General features: G+C 75.6%; 14 protein-coding genes and 1 riboswitch. Of the genes, 6 read left to right on the plus strand and 8 right to left on the minus strand.

Annotation, left to right across the window (positions count from 1 at the left end; genetic code table 11):
• Positions 1-9: 9 nt before the first annotated feature.
• The 4 genes from ACWCXC_RS11295 to ACWCXC_RS11310 all read right to left on the minus strand — a co-directional run bounded on the left by ACWCXC_RS11295 (position 10) and on the right by ACWCXC_RS11310 (position 3,915).
• On the minus strand, positions 10-180 hold the full coding sequence (locus tag ACWCXC_RS11295; RefSeq protein ID WP_450888221.1) for a hypothetical protein: 171 nt from the start codon (positions 178-180) through the stop codon (positions 10-12).
• A gap of 26 nt (positions 181-206) precedes the next feature.
• The gene (locus tag ACWCXC_RS11300) at positions 207-776 is read right to left on the minus strand and encodes a DUF6069 family protein (protein WP_450888223.1); all 570 of its coding nucleotides are present in this window, start codon (positions 774-776) and stop codon (positions 207-209) included.
• Positions 777-1,037: 261 nt separating this feature from the next.
• Entirely contained in the window at positions 1,038-3,197 is a 2,160-nt protein-coding gene (locus ACWCXC_RS11305) for a hypothetical protein (RefSeq protein ID WP_450888225.1), read from the minus strand.
• Between the two features lie 169 nt (positions 3,198-3,366).
• Positions 3,367-3,915: a MarR family winged helix-turn-helix transcriptional regulator gene (locus ACWCXC_RS11310; RefSeq protein WP_450681148.1), complete on the minus strand. Its 549-nt coding sequence runs from the start codon at positions 3,913-3,915 to the stop codon at positions 3,367-3,369.
• Positions 3,916-3,981: 66 nt separating this feature from the next.
• On the opposite strand from ACWCXC_RS11310, the gene ACWCXC_RS11315 reads away from it, so the two are divergent.
• The 4 genes from ACWCXC_RS11315 (at position 3,982) to cobM (ending at position 8,669) form a co-directional block, all read left to right on the plus strand.
• Positions 3,982-5,280: a multidrug effflux MFS transporter gene (locus ACWCXC_RS11315; protein WP_450888227.1), complete on the plus strand. Its 1,299-nt coding sequence runs from the start codon at positions 3,982-3,984 to the stop codon at positions 5,278-5,280.
• 83 nt (positions 5,281-5,363) lie between these two features.
• On the plus strand, positions 5,364-6,476 hold the full coding sequence (locus ACWCXC_RS11320; protein WP_450888229.1) for a DmpA family aminopeptidase: 1,113 nt from the start codon (positions 5,364-5,366) through the stop codon (positions 6,474-6,476).
• 178 nt (positions 6,477-6,654) lie between these two features.
• On the plus strand, positions 6,655-7,923 hold the full coding sequence (cbiE, locus tag ACWCXC_RS11325; protein ID WP_450888231.1) for a precorrin-6y C5,15-methyltransferase (decarboxylating) subunit CbiE: 1,269 nt from the start codon (positions 6,655-6,657) through the stop codon (positions 7,921-7,923).
• The gene (gene cobM / locus ACWCXC_RS11330; protein ID WP_450888233.1) at positions 7,920-8,669 is read left to right on the plus strand and encodes a precorrin-4 C(11)-methyltransferase; all 750 of its coding nucleotides are present in this window, start codon (positions 7,920-7,922) and stop codon (positions 8,667-8,669) included. Before cbiE ends, cobM begins: the two co-directional genes overlap by 4 nt.
• A gap of 22 nt (positions 8,670-8,691) precedes the next feature.
• On the opposite strand, the gene ACWCXC_RS11335 is transcribed toward cobM, so the two are convergent.
• On the minus strand, positions 8,692-9,807 hold the full coding sequence (locus ACWCXC_RS11335) for a cobalt-precorrin-5B (C(1))-methyltransferase (RefSeq protein WP_450681143.1): 1,116 nt from the start codon (positions 9,805-9,807) through the stop codon (positions 8,692-8,694).
• Between the two features lie 65 nt (positions 9,808-9,872).
• Between ACWCXC_RS11335 and ACWCXC_RS11340 the strand changes: the two genes are divergently transcribed.
• The gene (locus ACWCXC_RS11340; RefSeq protein WP_450888235.1) at positions 9,873-10,637 is read left to right on the plus strand and encodes a cobalt-precorrin-6A reductase; all 765 of its coding nucleotides are present in this window, start codon (positions 9,873-9,875) and stop codon (positions 10,635-10,637) included.
• On the opposite strand, the gene ACWCXC_RS11345 is transcribed toward ACWCXC_RS11340, so the two are convergent.
• From ACWCXC_RS11345 to cobG, 3 genes are all read right to left on the minus strand, one after another.
• Positions 10,622-12,133 (minus strand): precorrin-2 C(20)-methyltransferase, encoded by a 1,512-nt coding sequence (locus ACWCXC_RS11345; RefSeq protein WP_450888237.1) that lies wholly within the window; start codon positions 12,131-12,133, stop codon positions 10,622-10,624. The two genes, ACWCXC_RS11340 and ACWCXC_RS11345, sit on opposite strands and share 16 nt — an antisense overlap.
• The gene (locus tag ACWCXC_RS11350) at positions 12,130-12,756 is read right to left on the minus strand and encodes a precorrin-8X methylmutase (RefSeq protein WP_450681200.1); all 627 of its coding nucleotides are present in this window, start codon (positions 12,754-12,756) and stop codon (positions 12,130-12,132) included. Before ACWCXC_RS11350 ends, ACWCXC_RS11345 begins: the two co-directional genes overlap by 4 nt.
• 63 nt (positions 12,757-12,819) lie before the next feature.
• Positions 12,820-14,196, minus strand: a complete 1,377-nt coding sequence (gene cobG, locus ACWCXC_RS11355) for a precorrin-3B synthase (RefSeq protein ID WP_450888239.1) — start codon at positions 14,194-14,196, stop codon at positions 12,820-12,822.
• 70 nt (positions 14,197-14,266) lie between these two features.
• Positions 14,267-14,365, plus strand: a riboswitch (cobalamin riboswitch).
• Positions 14,366-14,452: 87 nt separating this feature from the next.
• Here cobG and cobN point away from each other — a divergent pair.
• Positions 14,453-18,055, plus strand: a complete 3,603-nt coding sequence (cobN, locus tag ACWCXC_RS11360) for a cobaltochelatase subunit CobN (RefSeq protein WP_450888241.1) — start codon at positions 14,453-14,455, stop codon at positions 18,053-18,055.
• The last annotated feature ends 11 nt before the right edge of the window (positions 18,056-18,066 follow it).

The raw sequence follows: 18,066 nt of genomic DNA on the forward strand, positions 1-18,066 counted from the left end.
ACCCGCCGCTCAGCCCCACCTGCGCACCGCGCCGCACCGCGCCGCGCCGCGCCGCACCGCGCCGCGCCGCACCGCGCCGCGCCGCACCGCGCCGCGCCGCACCGCGCCGCGCCGCACCGCGCCGCGCCGCACCGCGCCGCACCGCGCCGCACCGCGCCGCACCGCGCCGCTCAGCCCCACCTGCGCACCGCCCCGGGCCCAGCCGTTCAGAAGTCCCTTCGCACCGCGCCGCGCCCCGCCGCCGACAGCAGCGACCCGATCGCGATCCCGATGACCAGATACAGCGCCGCCGAACCGATCCGGGCGTCCAGGGGAGCGGACGTGGTGAAGGGCAGCAGCACCATGACGGCGGTGGCCAGCGCCACGAGCCATCCGAAGAAGGTGCCCGGCCGGGGTGTCGCCAGGATCAGCAGATGCAGCACCCCCGTGGCCACCAGCGCGGAGAACCCCGCGCCCACGGCCAGCACCCCGGTCGACGCGTCGCCCATCGCCCCGTCCCCCTCCGGGGCGAAGACCGGAATGCCCAGCACGCCCCGGATCAGCAGCAGGCCCACGACGGCGGTGAGCGCGGCGACCAGCGCCGTCACGGCACCGCCCGCCCACAGCCGCGCCGCGTCGAGCCGGGGCCCCGGCGGCCGGGGCCGGGACTGCGGCGGGACGAACCCGGTCCGCCGCGGCCGGGCGGCCCCGCCCTGCGGCTCCTGCCACGCCTGCCGGCCGTCCTCGTCCCAAGGCTCCTGCCGCGACTGCCTCTCGTAACCGTCCTGTGGGTCCATGCCCGGACCTCTCCCCTCGATCGACCGGATCCCGATCGTCGAACGGAGCACGGGCGACGGCGACCGGACCCGTCCGAACGGGTGAGTGCCGCGGACGCGGTGCCGAGGCTGCCCGGCGGACCGGGGCGGGGGCCGGGGTCCGTCCCCGGGGCCGGGGCCGGGCACGGCGTCCGGGGTCCATCCCCGGGGCCCGGCCGGGACACCCCCCCAGCCCGGAACCGGACCTGCCCCGGCCCGGCACCCGGGCACGGCGTCCGGGGCTCAGGCGGGTATCGCCTCCGGGGCCGGGCCCGAACCGGGCGCGGCCCCGGTCCCGCCCTCACCGGCGGCGGTCCCGGACCCGGGAACCGCCCCGCCCCCGCCGGCCTCCGTCTCCTCGTCGTCGGGGCCGGCCGTCAGGAGGGCCTCGATGGTGCCTTCCTGGAGCGGATGCGGCTCCTGGGAGGCGAGCCGGGCGTAGAGGCGGTGCCAGGCGGCCTCGTCGGTGACCGGCAGATGCGTACGCACCAGCGCGGCGACCTTCGCCACGGCCTCGGCCACCCCCTCGGGGGCGTCCGGGCGGTGGCGGGTGTCCCCGAGGTAGCGCAGGACGCAGGGGCCCTTTCCGGCGACGGTGATCAGCTCGTCCGCGGTGACGGTGCCGGCCTCCAGCATCCGGTCCAGCCGGTCGATCGCCCCGTCGGGCGTGCTGGAGTAGCTGATGCCGTCGCGCAGGATGCCGCGCGCCACGACCGGGTTCTCGCGATGGCACACGGGCCGGCTGCGGTCCTCGGCGGCCGCGGCGGTGTGCCGGGCCAGGACCTCCGGCGGGGTCGGCATCCGGTTGACGATCCGGGGCCAGTGCTTGAACGGCTCGCGCAGGTGCTCCGCCTCCAGGTACGCCCAGTCGATGGACCAGTCGTCGAAGAGCAGCATCAGCTGGGCGGATTCGGAGGCGCCCGAGGTGATGCCCACCCGGCGCAGCCGGGCGGCCAGCTTGGGAGTGGTGAACTCCCGCTCGGCCCGGGTCCGCAGGGCGGCGAGCGGGTCGGAGGCGGTCAGCGCCTTCGCGCAGACGCGGCTCACGGCGGGGGAGAGCAGACCGGTGGCCAGGAACGCGGTCAGCCGGGCGGGGCCGCCCCCGCGCAGGATCGAGAGCGCGCCCGTCAGATGCTCCTGGATCCTGAAGCTCTTCACGCGCGGTCCGGTGAACGCCGTTTCGACCAGTTCGGGCTCCCGGGCCAGGAGCAGTTCGCGGTGGACGAGGTTGCTGAGGCGCGCCGCGTGCGGGGCGAGCGTCACCGAGGGGTCGGAGAACACCGCCCGCCGCCGGTCCGGACCCACCCGGTACCAGGATCTGGCCACCTTCAGGTGGAGCTCGTGATCGCCCAGGCGGAGGAGCGGACCGGCCGTCCGCTCGTCCAGGTCCGGCCCGCCCGCCAGCGCGCACAGCGCCTCGCGGTCGTCCGTGGCGATCAGATGCTCCAGGAGGTCCGGGGGAGTGCCGTGGCGCAGGGCGACCACGTACCGGGCGAGCTGCGTCCCGGTGTCCTCGGGCAGCGCCGGCAGAACGAGCCCGAGCACGGTGCGGTCCACCCGGCGCAGCACCTCTCCCGCCGGCCACCACCACGTCGAGCCGAACAGCGCGTCCTCCGGCGACAGGCCGCTTCCCCCGCGCGCCACCGCGCGCCGCCTGTCCAGGTCCAGCGTGGGCCGCAGCATCCCGGGGTCCGGCGTGACGGTCCCCGCCAGGTCGAGCAGCTGGGGCCAGGTGATGTCCGGGCGGTCGGAGTCGGCGCGGCAGTTCAGCTCCACGGCGGTCAGGAGCCGGAGCCAGGCGTCCCGGTCGGTGCCCAGCGCCCCGCTCAGCAGGCTCCGCAGCCCGCGCTCGATGGCGAACCGCAGGGGGCGCAGCTGCCATTTCACCCGGTGGGTCATCGTCAGCGAGGCCGGCAGCACGCCCAGGATGTCCCCGGCCGTGACGAGACCGCCCAGATAGAAGGGGGAGAGCCAGGCGGCGAGGGACGGGGTGTTCTTGTAACCGATCATCCCGCGGGCGTTCCGGTCGGCCCTGGTGCGCAGCTCTTCCAGGATCTCCGCCCGGCCGGGCAGGGACACCGAGCGCGGTCCGCGCGGATGCCCCTCGGGGAATCCGCAGCCCGCCCACGCCTCCACCAGCCAGTCGGGGCACCCCGTGGCTCTCGGCATGAGCTCCCGGTGGGTGGCGCCGAGGAACCGGACGGTCCGGGGATCGCGCGGCAGGGGCGGCGGGCCGTCGCCCCCGTCCGCCGCGAGGCGCCGCAGCAGATCGATGGCCGCGACGGCGGCCCGCTCGGTCGACCGGAACGGGGCCCAGTGGACCCCGGACCGGGTCCGGTCGGTGTGGCCGTCGTCCGCGCCGCCGGTCGTCGGCCGGCTCTCCGCCCCCGTCACGGCTGTCACGCCGTCACCGGCCGCTCCGGTCACTGATGTTGTCGTCACCATGAGTGAAGTCCATCACATGGGTCTGACAACGGGGTAAGGACGGCCCCCGCCGGCCTCCCGCACGTCCACCCCGGCCCCCGTCGCGTTCAACCGGCTCCCCGCACGTCCACCCCGGCCTCCCGGACGCTCAAGGGGCCTGGGGGCCCCGGATGTTGGACAGGCCCAGGCCGAGGCTGCGCCCCTGGCTCTCGGTCAGGCCGGTCTCCATCACCGCGACGAGCCGGGCGAGGGCGTCGACCACGGCGGCCCGGTCCTCGCCGAGACCGGCCAGCAGCGCGGCCTCGGCGGTGAGCTGGCGCGGGAAGATCGCGTCGATGGCCCGCTTGCCCGACTCCGTGATCGTGACCAGCGCGGCACGCCGGTCGGCCGGATTGGGGGTGCGCTCGATGTGGCCGCGCTTCTCCAGCTTGGCCAGGGTCTTGCTCACCCCGGCGCGCGACAACCCCATGTTGTCGGCCAGCCGGCGCGCGATGGACGGCTCGGTGGCATGGCGCAGCGGGATCAGCAGATCGGCCTCGGGCGCGGTGAGCGGGGCGCCCTCGTAGATCGGCTCCAGCGCGCGGTCGAAGAGCGCCGACACCTGCTTGACCAGGCCCGCGATCTCCATCGCGGAGACGTCGAGCCCGGGGTTGTGGCGTACCCAGTCGTCACGCACACCATCGGGATGGGACTGCACCCGCACTCCTTCGTCGGCCGGTGGACATATTTGTTAACCGGTGAATCATTAGTTACCTTTTTCGTCATGGTATCCCCTTCCCCCGCCTCCGACGAGGCGGCGCTCCGCGCTGCCCGCACCCCGGACACGCCCGCCCCCACCCCGGCCGCGCCCGCCCGCGCCGCCGCCCTCATCGCCGTGCTCGGCGCGCTCACCGCCGTCGCCCCGCTCGCCACCGACATGTACGTGCCCGGCCTGCCGTCCATGAGCGCCGCGCTGCACGCGAGCGGTTCGGCCGTGCAGCTCACCCTCACCGCCTTCCTCGTCGGGATGGTCGTCGGCCAACTGCTCATCGGCCCGGTCAGCGACGGCCGGGGCCGCCGCGGACTGCTGATCGCCGGAACCGCGGGCTTCGTCCTCTTCTCGCTGCTCTGCGCCGCCGCGCCCACCGTCGAACTGCTCACCGCCGCCCGCTTCCTCCAGGGCTTCGCGGGCGCCGCCGGCATGGTGCTGGCCCGCGCGGTCATCACCGACCGCTTCCACGGGGCCGACGTTCCCCGCTACTTCGCGCTGCTCTCCCAGATCCTCGGCATCGCCCCGATCGTGGCCCCGGTCATCGGCGGCGCCGTCCTCCCGCTCTCCACCTGGCGCGCCGTCTTCGGCGTCCTCGCCGTCCTCGGCGCGGCCCTGCTGTTCGCCGTGGTGCACACCGTCCCCGAGACCCTGCCGCCCGAACGCCGGCACGCCGGGGGCCTCAGCGGCACCTTCCGCACCATGGGGACCCTGCTCGGGCACCGCGCCTTCATGGGCTACGTCCTCGTGCTCGGCTTCACCTCGGCTGCCCTGTTCGCCTACATCAGCGGATCGAGCTTCGTCTTCCAGAACGTCCACGGCGTCTCGGCCACCGGCTACTCGCTGATCTTCGCGTCGAACGCGGTGGGCATGCTGATCGCCGGATTCGCCTTCGCCCGCCTCTCCGCACGCGTCCGGCTCAACACGCTCCTCATCGCCGGCCTCGCGCTCTCCGGCGCGGGCGCGGTGGCCCTGCTGGTGCTTCCGGCCCTGACCGGAACGCATCTCGCCGTCACCTGGATCTGCCTCTTCGTCACGGTCTCCGGAGTAGCGCTGATCTTCCCCGCGACCATGAGCATCGGCCAGAACCTGGGCCGGAGCGCGCCCGGCGCCGCCTCCGCGCTCATCGGCGGCCTCCAGTTCCTCTTCGGTGCCGTCGCCTCCCCGCTCGTCGGCCTGTTCGGCGAGGACACCGCGACCCCGATGGCCGTCGTCGTGCTCGCCTCCCTCGGCGCTGCGGCCCTCTGCCTGGCCGCGCTGGCCCGTCCGTGGCAGTCCCACGGCGAGGTCCGCCCCGGACCCGGCACCCACTGAACCGGCCGGGGGCACGCTGTCGGGGCGTACCACCGTTCCCGTAGCCTCACCGGCACGACGACGACGGCACGCGGGAGGACGCAGTGGACGAGAGCCGCACGAGGGCACGTGACCTGGGCATCCGGCTGACCGGTGAACCCGGGAAGTGGAACGCCGTCACGGATGTCCCCGGGGTCGAGGTCGGCTATGTGACCCTCCAGGAGGGCGAGGACGTCCGCACCGGCGTCACCGCGCTCCTCCCGCGCGGCCGGGACGGCGTCGGCACGCCCTGCGCGGCCGGCTGGCACTCGTTCAACGGCAACGGGGAGATGACCGGCACCACCTGGATCGAGGAGAGCGGCGCCCTCGCCGTCCCCGTGCTCCTCACCAACACCTACGCGGTCGGCCCGGTGCACCGGGGCGTCGTCGACTGGGTGCGCGCCAACTGCCGGGGGATGGCCCCGGAATGGCTGCTGCCGGTCGTCACCGAGACCTGGGACGGCCACCTCAACGACATCCACGGCGACGCCGTCCGCCCCCACCACGCCGCCGAGGCCATCGAGGCGGCCGTCTCCGGACCGGTCGAGGAGGGCGGGGTCGGCGGCGGCACCGGCATGCGCTGCTACGGCTTCAAGGGCGGCTCCGGCACCGCCTCGCGGACGGTCGGATACGGCACGGACCGCTACACCGTGGGCGCGTTCGTCCAGGCCAACTTCGGGGCGCGGCGCGAGCTGACCGTGGCCGGGGTGCCGGTGGGCCGTGAACTGCCCGACCCGCCCCGCCCGGAGCCCGAGGCCGAACGCCAGGTCCCGCCGGGCGCCGGCTCCGTGATCGTGGTCGTCGCGACGGACGCCCCGCTGCTGCCCGGCCAGTGCAAGGCCCTCGCCCGCCGCGCCACCCTCGGCCTCGCCCGCACCGGCACCACCGGAAGCCACTTCTCCGGCGATATCTTCCTGGCCTTCTCCACCGCCAACGCGGGCGTCCTCACCAGCACGTTCCCCGAGGACGACGGCAGCGCCCCCTACGAGTCGATGCGCTTCGTGCCCTGGGGCCGGATGGACCCCTTCTACACGGCGGTCGTCGAGTCCGTGGAGGAAGCCGTCCTCAACGTGCTGACCGGCGCCCGCTCGATGACCGGCCGGGCCGGCCACCACGTCCCGGCCCTCCCGGTCGACCGGGTCACCGCACTCCTCGCGGAGCGCGGCGCCCTGGCGTAGCCCGGTACGGCGCCGTCCGGCGCGGCGGCCCCCTCGGGGAGACCCCGCGCCGGACGCAAGGCCGCAGGTCGCGGCCCGTACGGGAGCATGAGGCGAAGGTCACCTCCCGGCCGTCGCGATCGCCCGGGACAGTAGAGTTCGGGATGCGCCAGCCCCCCCGAGAACCGAGGTACCGTCCGTGACCCCCCGCCCCGCCGCGCCCGCCCCGCACACCGTGAGCGTGGTCGGCATCGGGGCCGACGGCTGGGCCGGACTGGCCGGGACGGCCCGCGCGGAACTGACGGACGCGGAGGTACTGATGGGCGGCGCACGCCAGTTGGGCCTCCTGCCGGACGCCTGCGCGGGACGCCGGGTGCCCTGGCCCTCGCCGCTGCGCCCCGCCCTGCCCGGACTGCTCGCCGCCCACGCCGGCCGGCGCGTCGCCGTCCTCGCCAGCGGCGACCCCATGTTCTACGGCATCGGCCGCGCCCTCACCGAGGTCCTGGGCGCCGGGGTGCCGCGCGTCCTGCCGCACCCCTCGTCCGTCTCCTACGCCTGCGCCCGCCTCGGCTGGCCGGTGGAGGACACCGAGACCGTCACCCTGGTCGGCCGCCCCCCGGCCCGGCTCGCCGCCGCCCTGCACGACGGCCGCCGCGTCCTCGTCCTGAGCGCCGACGCCACCACCCCCGCCACCGTCGCCGCCCTGCTGCGCGACCGGGGCTTCGGGCCGAGCCGCATCCGGGTCCTGGAACAGCTCGGCGGCGAGGACGAGTCCCGCACCGAGGGCACCGCCGAGAGCTGGGCGCACCCGCCGGGCGACCCGCTCAACATCGTCGCCGTCGACTGCCGCCGCGCCCCCGGCACCCCGCGCCTCGGCGCCGTTCCCGGCCTGCCCGACGAGGCCTACGCGCACGACGGCCAGCTGACCAAGCGCCATGTCCGGGCCGCCACCCTCGGCGTGCTCGCGCCCGCCCCCGGCGAACTCCTCTGGGACATCGGCGGCGGCTCCGGCTCCATCGCCATCGAGTGGATGCGCACCCACCCCTCCTGCCGGGCGATCACCGTCGAACGCGACCCCGAGCGGGCCCGCCGCATCACGGAGAACGCCGAACGCCTCGGCGTCCCCGCGCTGCGCGTCGTCACCGGCCCGGCGCCCTTCGCGCTGGCCGGACTGCCCGCCCCCGACGCCGTGTTCATCGGCGGCGGGCTCACCGCGCCCGGACTCCTGGACGCCTGCTGGGAGGCGCTGCCACCCGGCGGCCGGCTCGTCGCCAACACCGTCACGCTGGAGTCCGAGGCGGTCCTCGCCGCACGCCACCGCCTCCACGGCGGCGAACTCGTCCGCCTCGCCGTCGCCCACGCCGTCCCCGTCGGCGGCTTCACCGGCTGGCGCCAGGCGATGCCCGTCACCCAGTGGTCCGTACGCACCCCCTCCGCCGCCGATCCCGCCCCAGGAGACGACAGATGACCGTGTACTTCATCGGCGCGGGCCCCGGCGCCGCCGACCTCATCACCGTGCGCGGCGCCCGCGTCCTCGCCTCCTGCCGGGTCTGCCTGTACGCGGGCAGCCTGGTGCCCCGCGAACTCCTCGCCGAATGCCCCGACGGCGCACGGCTGGTGGACACCGCCGGACTCGACATCGAGCAGATCACCGCCGAACTGACCGCCGCACACCGGGCCGGCCACGACGTGGCCCGGCTGCACTCCGGGGACCCCTCCGTCTTCAGCGCGGTCAACGAGCAGATGCGCCGCCTGGACGAGGCGGGCATCCCGTACGAGATCGTCCCCGGCGTGCCGGCCTTCGCCGCCGCCGCTGCCGCCCTCAAGCGCGAACTGACCGTCCCCACCGTCGGCCAGACCGTCATCCTCACCCGGATCGCCAGGCGCGCCACCGCCATGCCCGAGGGCGAGGACCTGGCGACCCTCGGCCGCAGCCGCGCCCTGATCGTGCTGCACCTGGCCGCCGGACACATCGACAGCGTCGTGGAGGAACTGCTGCCGCACTACGGCGCCGACTGCCCGGCCGCCGTCGTCGCCCTGGCCTCCCGCCCCGACGAGATCGTCCTGCGCGGCACCCTGGACTCCATCGCCGCCCAGGTGAAGGCCGCCGGAGTCGTCCGTACCGCCGTCATCATGGTCGGGCGCACCCTGGGCGCCGAGCAGTTCCACGACAGCCACCTCTACTCGCCCGCCCGTGAGCGGCACACCTGCTGAGCCCACGGCCGCCCCGGACCGGTCAGCGCACCCCGCTGCGCCCCACGACCGCGCCCGCCCGGTCGATGCAGACGACGTCCACGGTGACCGGCGCGCCGCGCAGCACCGACAGCGCCTGTTCGCGCGCCTCGACCGCCACCAGATCGCCCAGCGGCACCCCGCGCGCCTGGCACGCCCGCAGCGCCGCGAGACCGGTGTTGGCGGAGGCCACCTCGGTGGCCAGTGCGTCGTCCGCCCCGCCCCGCCTGGCCAGCCGGGCGAGGAAGTCCTTGTCGACCTGGGAGCGGCCCGAGTGGAGGTCGAGATGACCGGCGGCGAGCTTGGAGAGCTTGGCGAACCCGCCGCAGATCGTGAGCCGTTCGACCGGGTGGCGGCGTACGTACTTGAGCACGGCGCCCGCGAAGTCCCCCATGTCCAGCAGGGCCAGCTCCGGCAGCCCGTACTCCGCGACGGCGGTCCGCTCCGAGGTGGAGCCGGTGCAGCCCGCCACATGCCGCAGACCGGCCGCCCGCGCCACGTCCACCCCGCGCCGGATCGAGTCGATCCACGCCGAGCAGGAGTAGGGCACCACGACGCCGGTCGTGCCGAGGATCGACAGCCCGCCCAGAATGCCCAGCCGGGGGTTCCAGGTGGAGCGGGCGATCTCCTCGCCGTGGTCCACGGAGACGGTCACCTCCACGTCGCCGGAGCCGCCGTGCGCGGCCGCGACCCGGGCGACGTGGTCGCGGATCATCTGCCGGGGCACCGGGTTGACGGCCGGTTCCCCCACGTCCAGCGGGAGTCCGGGCAGGGTCACCGTGCCCACCCCCGGCCCCGCCCGGAACACCACGCCCGCACCGGCCGGCAGCGCCCGCACGGTGACCCGGACCAGCGCGCCGTGCGTGACGTCCGGATCGTCGCCCGCGTCCTTCACCACCCCCGCCGTCGCCCGGTCCCCGGCCAGCTCCTCGACGGCCAGCGCGAACGCCGGGGTCTGCCCCCGGGGCAGCGTGATCGTCACCGGATCGGGGAACTCGCCGCTCAGCAGCGCCGTGTACGCGGCCGTCGCCGCCGCCGTCGCACAGGCACCCGTCGTCCAGCCGGGCCGCAGTCCGGTGTGCGCGAGCTGGGCACCCCGCCCGCCCTTCGCCTCGCTCATATCACTCACACCACTCGTGTCACTGGGGAGACCGGTACCGCTGGGGCCGCTCCCGGAGGGAATCGATGCACGTTCTGATCCTCGGCGGTACGACGGAGGCCCGCCGGCTCGCCGAACTGCTGGCCGCCGCACGCCCGGCCGCGACCACCGTGACCAGCTCGCTCGCCGGACGCGTCGCCGGGCCCCGGCTCCCGCCGGGCGAGGTCCGTATCGGCGGCTTCGGCGGTGCCGACGGCCTCGCGGCCTGGCTGCGCGACCACCGGGTGGATCTGCTCATCGACGCCACCCACCCCTTCGCCGGGACGATCAGCCGGAACGCGGCGCTCGCCGCCACCGCCGCCCATGTTCCCCTGCTGATGCTGCGCAGGCCCGGCTGGGTGCCCGTGGCCGGCGACGACTGGCACCCGGTCGGCTCCCTCGCCGAGGCCGCCGCGGCGCTGCCCGCGCTCGGCCGCCGGGTCTTCCTGACCACCGGCCGGACGGGGCTGGCCGCCTTCGCCGGGCTGGACGCCCTGTGGTTCCTCGTCCGGTCGGTCGACGCCCCGGAACCCCCGTACCCCGCCCGGACGCAGACCCTGCTGGACCGGGGCCCGTTCACTCTGGACGGGGAGCGCGAGCTGATCCGCCGCCACCGCGTCGACGTCCTCGTCACCAAGGACAGCGGCGGCGCCGCCACCGCGCCCAAGCTGGAGGCCGCCCGCGAGGCCGGGATCCCGGTCGTCGTGGTGCGCCGGCCGCCGGCCCCCGAGGGGGTCGAGACGACCGGCACCCCCGAAGGGGCCCTCGCCTGGCTGCGCGGGCACGGGCTCGGCGGTCAGGTCTCCGGATAGCGGCGCGGCGTCCACACGATCTGCCGGCCGCCGGGCCCCTGTTCCCAGCGGGTCTGCGAGGACCCCACGATCAACAGGGTGCGCATGTCGACCTCGGCCGGGTCGAGCGCGGCCAGCCGCACCGTACGAACGGACTCGGCCGGGCCGCCCACGTCCCGGGCGACGACCACCGGCGTGTCGGGGGAGCGGTGCTCCAGCAGCAGATCACGCGCCTTGCCGACCTGCCAGGTCCGGCTGCGGGAGCCGGGGTTGTACAGGGCCAGCACCAGATCCGCCGAGGCCGCCGCCCGCAGCCGCTCCGCGATCACCTCCCACGGCTTGAGCCGGTCCGACAGGGACAGCACGGCGTAGTCGTGGCCCAGCGGCGCCCCCGCCCGCGCCGCCGCCGCGTTGGCGGCCGTCACCCCGGGAAGCACCCGCACCGGCACCGCCGCGTACTCCTGGCGCGCGGCCACCTCCAGGACGGCGGTCGCCATGGCGAAGACCCCCGGGTCACCGCCCGACACCACGGCCACCCGCCGACCGCGCCGCGCCAGATCGAGCGCGAACTCCGCCCGCTCCGACTCGACCTTGTTGTCCGAGCCGTGCCGTGCCTGCCCCGGACGCACCGGCACCCGGTCCAGATAGGTGGTGTAGCCGATCACGTCGTCGGCGGCGGCCAGCGCCCCCCGGGTCTCCGGCGTGAGCCACAGCGGCCCCGCCGGGCCGGTCCCGACGACGACGACCTCGCCGCCGCCGGGGGCGCGCTCCGGACGCGGCGCGCCGACCCGGCTGGGCAGGACCGCGACCGCGAAGTACGGCACGGACGCGGCGTCGGTGTCCGCCAGTTCGCCCAGCCGCTCCCCGGCCATCGTGGCCCGCTCGACGTAACGGGCCTCGGGCAGCCGGCCGGACGCCTCGAACGCCCGCCGCACGGTGGGGAAGGTGCGGCCGAGCTTCATCACCACGGCCGCGTCGGTCCCGGCCAGACGCGCCGTCAGCTCCTCCTCGGGCAGGGTGCCGGGCAGGATCGTCAGCACCTCCTCGCCCTCCGCGAGCGGCGTCCCGAGCCGGGCCGCCGCCGCGCTGACCGAGGTCACCCCGGGGATCACCTCGGTCGGATACCGGTCGGCCAGCCGCTTGTGCATGTGCATGTACGAGCCGTAGAACATCGGGTCGCCCTCGGCCAGCACGGCCACGGTCCGCCCCGCGTCGAGATGGGCCGCCAGCCGCGCCGCCGCCTCGGTGTAGAAGTCCTCCAGCGCACCCCGGTAGCCGCCCGGGTGGTCGGTGGTCTCCGTGGTGACCGGGTAGACCAGCGCCTCCTCGATGTGGTCGGCCCGCAGGTGCGCCGCCGCGATGGACCGGGCGATGGAGCGGCCGTGCCGGGCGCTGTGGTACGCCACCACATCGGCCCCGGCGATGGCCTCCACCGCGCGCAGCGTCATCAGGGCCGGATCGCCCGGCCCCAGCCCGACTCCGTACAGCCGGCCGGTCTTCCGCTCGCTCACGTTCACTCTTCCTCGCTGGCGATCGCGTTGAGTGCGGCGGCGGCGATGGCGCTGCCGCCGCGCCGGCCGCGCACGATCAGATGGTCGAGGCCGGACGGGTGCGCGGCCAGGGCGTCCTTGGACTCGGCCGCGCCGACGAAGCCGACCGGTACCCCGATGACGGCGGCCGGGCGCGGTGCACCCGCCTCGATCATTTCGAGGAGCCGGAACAGGGCGGTGGGCGCGTTGCCGACGGCGACGACCGCGCCGTCCAGGCGGTCCCGCCACAGCTCCAGGGCGGCCGCGCTGCGCGTGGTGCCGAGGTCGGCCGCGAGTCCGGGCACGGCCGGGTCGGACAGGGTGCAGACGACCTCGTTGTCCGCGGGCAGCCGCTTGCGGGTGACCCCGCTGGCGACCATGGCCACGTCGCACAGGATCGGCGCCCCGGCGCGCAGCGCCGCCCGCGCCCGGACCACGACGTCCGGGCTGAACGCCAGATCGCGGACCAGGTCGACCATGCCGCAGGCGTGGATCATCCGGACCGCGACCTGGCTCACCTCCGGTGACAGGCCCGTGAGGTCGGCCTCCGCCCGGATGGTGGCGAAGGACTGGCGATAGATGGCCGGTCCGTCCTTCTCGTACTGGTGCACAGTGGTGTCGCTCTCTTCATCGGGCAGGGAAGGGGTGGGGAAGTTCACGGGGCGAGGGAGGGGTCAGCTCCGGTCGGCGCGGGCCGCCGCGACCGCCGCCGCGAGGGCCGACGGGTCGGCGGGTACGTCGACGGGGGCGTCCGGCACGCCGTCGCGGACCCGGGTGACGCGGTGGCCGTCGCCCGTGGCGAGGACGTCGACCCAGGTGCCGCGCGGGTGGCCGCACCGGCGCTCGCACCCCGACCAGTACACCGGCAGCGGCCCCACCGCCCCCAGCGCGGCGGCGGCCTCGGCCCGGACGTCCGCACGGGACGCGGCGCAGCCCGGCCGCCCCACGCACGCCCCGACCCCCGTCCACGGCGAGCCGGGCGCGGTCACCAGACCGGCCGCCGCCAGGGCCTCCAGTGCCGCGTCCGCCCGCCCGGCCGCGACCCCGGGCACGATCACCCCGCGCCACGGGGTGAGCCGCAGTTCGCCGGAACCGTGCTCCTCGGCGAGGTCCGCGAGCAGCAGCCACTGCGCGCCCCGGAGCCGCCCGAGCGGCACCCCGACGGACAGCGCGACCGTCCCGTCCGGACCGGGCACGAGGCCCGGCGCGGGCGAACCTGACACCTCATCACGTTCGTTTGTGGGCAGGGTGATCGGGGTGAACGGGACGCCGTCCGCCCGGAGCCGCCGCGCCACCTCGTCGAGCACCGTCCGCGCCCCGTCCGCCAGGTCCGCCACCCGCCAGGCGCCACTGGGGCGTGCCAGGTCTCCGAACGCCTCGGCGGCGGTCAGCGCGGCCCGGGGCGCCCCGGCGTCCGGGACCCGCAGCGCGGACGGGCCGGGCCCGACCCGCAGGGCCGCGTCCCCGTCCTCCAGCGCACGCAGCGCCACATCCGCGCCGAGCGCGTCCATGTCGCCCCGGCCGTCGTCGAGCGCGAACAGGAACCGCCCGGAGAGCCCGGCCGCCGCCTCGCTCGCGCACACCAGCGCGTCCAGCGCGTCCAGCCACGGCCGGACGTCCCGGACGCCGCGACCGTCCAGCCCGGACAGCGGCGAGGCCACCACGTTGCGGACCCGCTCATGGCGTTCCGAGGGCAGCAGACCCGACGCGCTCAGCAGGGAGGCGAGTTCACCGCCGCACTCCTCGCCGAGCCCCCGAAGCTGCGCATTGCCCCGCGAAGTGAGATGCACGTCACCGTCGCCGAGCCGCTCCGCCGCCTCCGCCACCACCCGCGCGCGGGCCGCATCCAGGACCCCGCCCGGGACCCGGATCCGGGCCAGCGCACCATCGTCCGCCCGGTGCAGTCGCAGTGCGCCCGGACACCGGTCACCAGCCTCTGACCTGCGTGAACGCGCAGCGGCAGGCGGTCCGGGGCGCTCGCCGCCGGGCTCGCCGGAGGCATCGCCGGGCAGCGCGGAAAAGGTGGGTGAGGGGGGCATGGCGGCGAGCATACCGACCATCTCATCAGACCCGGCCCCGCCCGCAGTCGCTACTATGCCCCCTGACGGACCCACCGGTCCGTCGTCGCCACAGACGGCGACAGGGGAGGAAGCCCGGTGCGAATCCGGCGCGGTCCCGCCACTGTGAGCCCGGTCCCCGGACCGGGTGAGTCAGGAACTCCCTTTTCCCGCACCCGGCTCCGGCCGGGCCAGGGGAGAACTCGACACCGCCCGGGGCGTGGACACCCCGAGGAAGGCCCGACGCCGCATGATCCTGCTCCTGTCGACGTCCGACACCGACCTGCTCAGCGCCCGCGCGTCCGAGGGGCCGGTCGCCTACCGCCACGCCAACCCCTCCCGGCTCCCGCTCCCGGACCTGCCCGGCCTCCTCGACGGCGCCGATCTCGTCGTCGTACGGCTCCTGGGCGGCGTCCGCGCCTGGCAGGACGGGCTCGACCAGGTGCGCGCCACCGGCCTCCCCGTCGTCGTCCTCACCGGTGAACAGGCCCCCGACGCCCAGCTGATGGCCGCCTCCACCGTGCCGGTCGGCATCGCCGCCGAGGCCCACGCCTACCTCGCCCACGGCGGCCCGGCCAATCTGGAACAGCTCGCCCGCTTCCTGTCCGACACGGTCCTGCTCACCGGCCACGGCTTCGAACCCCCCGCCCCCGCACCCTCCTGGGGCCCGCTGGACCGCACCCCCCGCGCCACCGCCCCGGACGTCCCCACCGTCGCGGTGCTCTACTACCGGGCCCACCACATGAGCGGCAACACCGCCTTCGTGGAAGCCCTGTGCCGGGCCGTCGAGGACGCCGGGGCCCGCGCCCTGCCGCTGTACGTCGCCTCGCTGCGCGCCCCCGAACCCGAACTGCTCGACGCCCTGCGCGCCGCCGACGCGATCGTGACCACGGTCCTCGCGGCGGGCGGCACCCGGCCCGCCGACGCCTCCGCCGGCGGCGACGACGAGTCCTGGGACGCCGGCGCGCTCACCGCACTCGACGTGCCGATCCTCCAAGCGCTCTGCCTCACCGGCTCCCGCACCGACTGGGAGGCCAACGACGAGGGCGTCTCCCCGCTCGACGCCGCGAGCCAGATCGCCGTACCCGAATTCGACGGCCGCCTCATCACCGTCCCGTTCTCCTTCAAGGAGATCGACGAGGACGGCCTCCCCGCCTACGTCCCCGACCCCGAACGGGCCGCCCGCGTCGCCGGGATCGCCGTCCGCCACGCGACCCTGCGCCGCATCCCCAACCCCGGCAAGCGCCTCGCGCTGGTCCTCTCCGCCTACCCCACCAAGCACTCCCGGATCGGCAACGCCGTCGGACTCGACACCCCCGCCAGCGCGGTCGCCCTGCTGCGCCGCCTGGCCGCCGAGGGCTACGACTTCGGGGACGAGGAGGTCCCCGGGCTCGCCTCCGGCGACGGCGACGAGCTGATCCGCGCCCTCATCGAGGCAGGCGGCCACGACCGGGAATGGCTCACCGACGAACAACTGGCCCGCAACCCGGTCCGCATCCCGGCCGCCGACTACCGCCGCTGGTACGCCACGCTCCCGGCCGCACTCCGCGAGGCGGTCGAACGCCACTGGGGCCCGCCGCCCGGCGAGATGTTCGTCGACCGCTCGCGCGACCCCGAGGGCGACATCGTCCTCGCCGCCCTGCGCCGGGGCAATCTGCTGATCCTCATCCAGCCGCCGCGCGGCTTCGGCGAGAACCCGATCGCGATCTACCACGACCCCGACCTGCCGCCCTCGCACCACTATCTGGCCGCCTACCGCTGGATCGCCGCCCGCGCCGACGACGGCGGTTTCGGCGCCGACGCCATGATCCACCTCGGCAAGCACGGCAACCTGGAGTGGCTGCCCGGCAAGAACGCCGGACTCTCCGCCGCCTGCGGCCCCGACGCCGCGCTCGGGGACCTGCCGCTCGTCTACCCGTTCCTCGTCAACGACCCCGGCGAGGGCACCCAGGCCAAGCGCCGGGCGCACGCCACGCTCGTGGACCACCTCGTGCCGCCGATGGCCCGCGCCGACAGCTACGGCGACATCGCCCGCCTCGAACAACTCCTGGACGAGCACGCCCAGATCGCCGCCATGGACCCGGCGAAACTCCCGGCGATCCGCGCCCGGATCTGGACCCTCATCCAGGCCGCGAAGCTCGACCACGACCTGGGCCTGGAGGACCGCCCGGAGGACGAGGGCTTCGACGACTTCATCATGCATCTCGACGGCTGGCTCTGCGAGATCAAGGACGTGCAGATCCGCGACGGCCTGCACGTCCTGGGCGGCGCCCCCACCGGCCCGGCCCGCGTCAACCTCGTCCTCGCGATCCTGCGCGCCCGCCAGATCTGGGGCGGCACCGCCTCCCTGCCCGGACTGCGCGAGGCCCTCGGCCTGGACGAGTCCGCCGCCGTCCGCGCCGACGCCGACGCCGTCGAGGAACGGGCCCGCGCCCTGGTCCAGGCGATGGAGGACGCGGACTGGGACGGGTCCGCCGTCGCGACCGTGGCCGCAGGACACCCGCAGGCCGTCGCCGACATCCTCTCCTTCGCCGCCTCCGAGGTCGTCCCGCGCCTGGCCGGCACCACCGCCGAACTCGACCACTGCGTCCACGCGCTGAACGGCGGCTTCGTCCCCGCAGGGCCCTCCGGCTCCCCGCTGCGCGGACTGGTCAACGTGCTGCCCACCGGCCGCAACTTCTACTCCGTCGACCCCAAGGCGGTCCCCTCCCGGCTCGCCTGGGAGACCGGACAGGCCCTGGCCGACTCGCTCCTGGAGCGCTACCGCGCCGACAACGGCGACTGGCCCGAATCCGTCGGACTCTCCCTGTGGGGAACGAGCGCCATGCGCACCGCCGGCGACGACGTCGCCGAAGCCTTCGCGCTGCTCGGCATCCGCCCCGTCTGGGACGACGCCTCCCGCCGCGTCACCGGCCTGGAGCCCGTCCCCGCCGAGGAACTGGGCCGCCCCCGCATCGACGTCACCCTGCGCATCAGCGGCTTCTTCCGCGACGCCTTCCCGCACACCGTCGGCCTCCTCGACGACGCGGTCCGCCTCGCCGCCTCCCTGGACGAACCCGCCGCCCTCAACCACGTACGCGCCCACACCCAGGCCGACCTGGCCGCGCACGGCGACGAACGCCGCGCCACCACCCGGATCTTCGGCTCCCGCCCCGGCACCTACGGCGCCGGACTCCTCCAGCTCATCGACTCCCGCGACTGGCGCACCGACGCCGACCTCGCCGAGGTCTACACGACCTGGGGCGGCTACGCCTACGGCCGCGACCTGGACGGCCGCCCGGCCCGCGAGGAGATGGAGACCGCGTACCGGCGCATCGCCGTCGCCGCCAAGAACACCGACACCCGCGAGCACGACATCGCGGACTCCGACGACTACTTCCAGTACCACGGGGGCATGGTCGCCGCCGTCCGCGCGCTGCGGGGCCGGGCCCCCGAGGCGTACATCGGGGACTCCACCCGCCCCGAGACCGTCCGCACCCGCACCCTGACCGAGGAGACCTCCCGGGTCTTCCGCGCCCGGGTCGTCAACCCCAAGTGGATTGAGGCGATGCGCCGCCACGGCTACAAGGGCGCCTTCGAACTCGCCGCGACCGTCGACTACCTCTTCGGCTACGACGCCACGACCGGCGTGGTCGCGGACTGGATGTACGACAGGCTCACCGAGACCTACGTCCTCGACCCGGTCAACCGCGCCTTCTTCCAGGAGGCCAACCCCTGGGCCCTGCACGGCATCGCGGAACGCCTGCTGGAGGCGGAGTCCCGGGGCATGTGGGCCGAGCCCGACCCCGAGGTGCTGGCCGCGCTGCGGCAGGCGTTCCTGGAGACCGAGGGGGAGCTGGAGGGCGAGGACTGAGCCCTACGGCT

The sequence above is a fragment of the Streptomyces sp. NPDC001515 genome, from assembly GCF_053597115.1.

What these genes read in the sequence shown, in the direction of transcription:
- ACWCXC_RS11340 (WP_450888235.1), top strand. Translation starts at nt 9,873, where the DNA reads ATGCACGTTCTGATCCTCGGCGGTACGACGGAGGCCCGCCGGCTCGCC.
- cobG (WP_450888239.1), bottom strand. Translation starts at nt 14,196, where the DNA reads ATGCTCGCCGCCATGCCCCCCTCACCCACCTTTTCCGCGCTGCCCGGC.
- ACWCXC_RS11300 (WP_450888223.1), bottom strand. Translation starts at nt 776, where the DNA reads ATGGACCCACAGGACGGTTACGAGAGGCAGTCGCGGCAGGAGCCTTGG.
- cobM (WP_450888233.1), top strand. Translation starts at nt 7,920, where the DNA reads ATGACCGTGTACTTCATCGGCGCGGGCCCCGGCGCCGCCGACCTCATC.
- ACWCXC_RS11335 (WP_450681143.1), bottom strand. Translation starts at nt 9,807, where the DNA reads ATGAGCGAGGCGAAGGGCGGGCGGGGTGCCCAGCTCGCGCACACCGGA.
- cobN (WP_450888241.1), top strand. Translation starts at nt 14,453, where the DNA reads ATGATCCTGCTCCTGTCGACGTCCGACACCGACCTGCTCAGCGCCCGC.
- ACWCXC_RS11315 (WP_450888227.1), top strand. Translation starts at nt 3,982, where the DNA reads ATGGTATCCCCTTCCCCCGCCTCCGACGAGGCGGCGCTCCGCGCTGCC.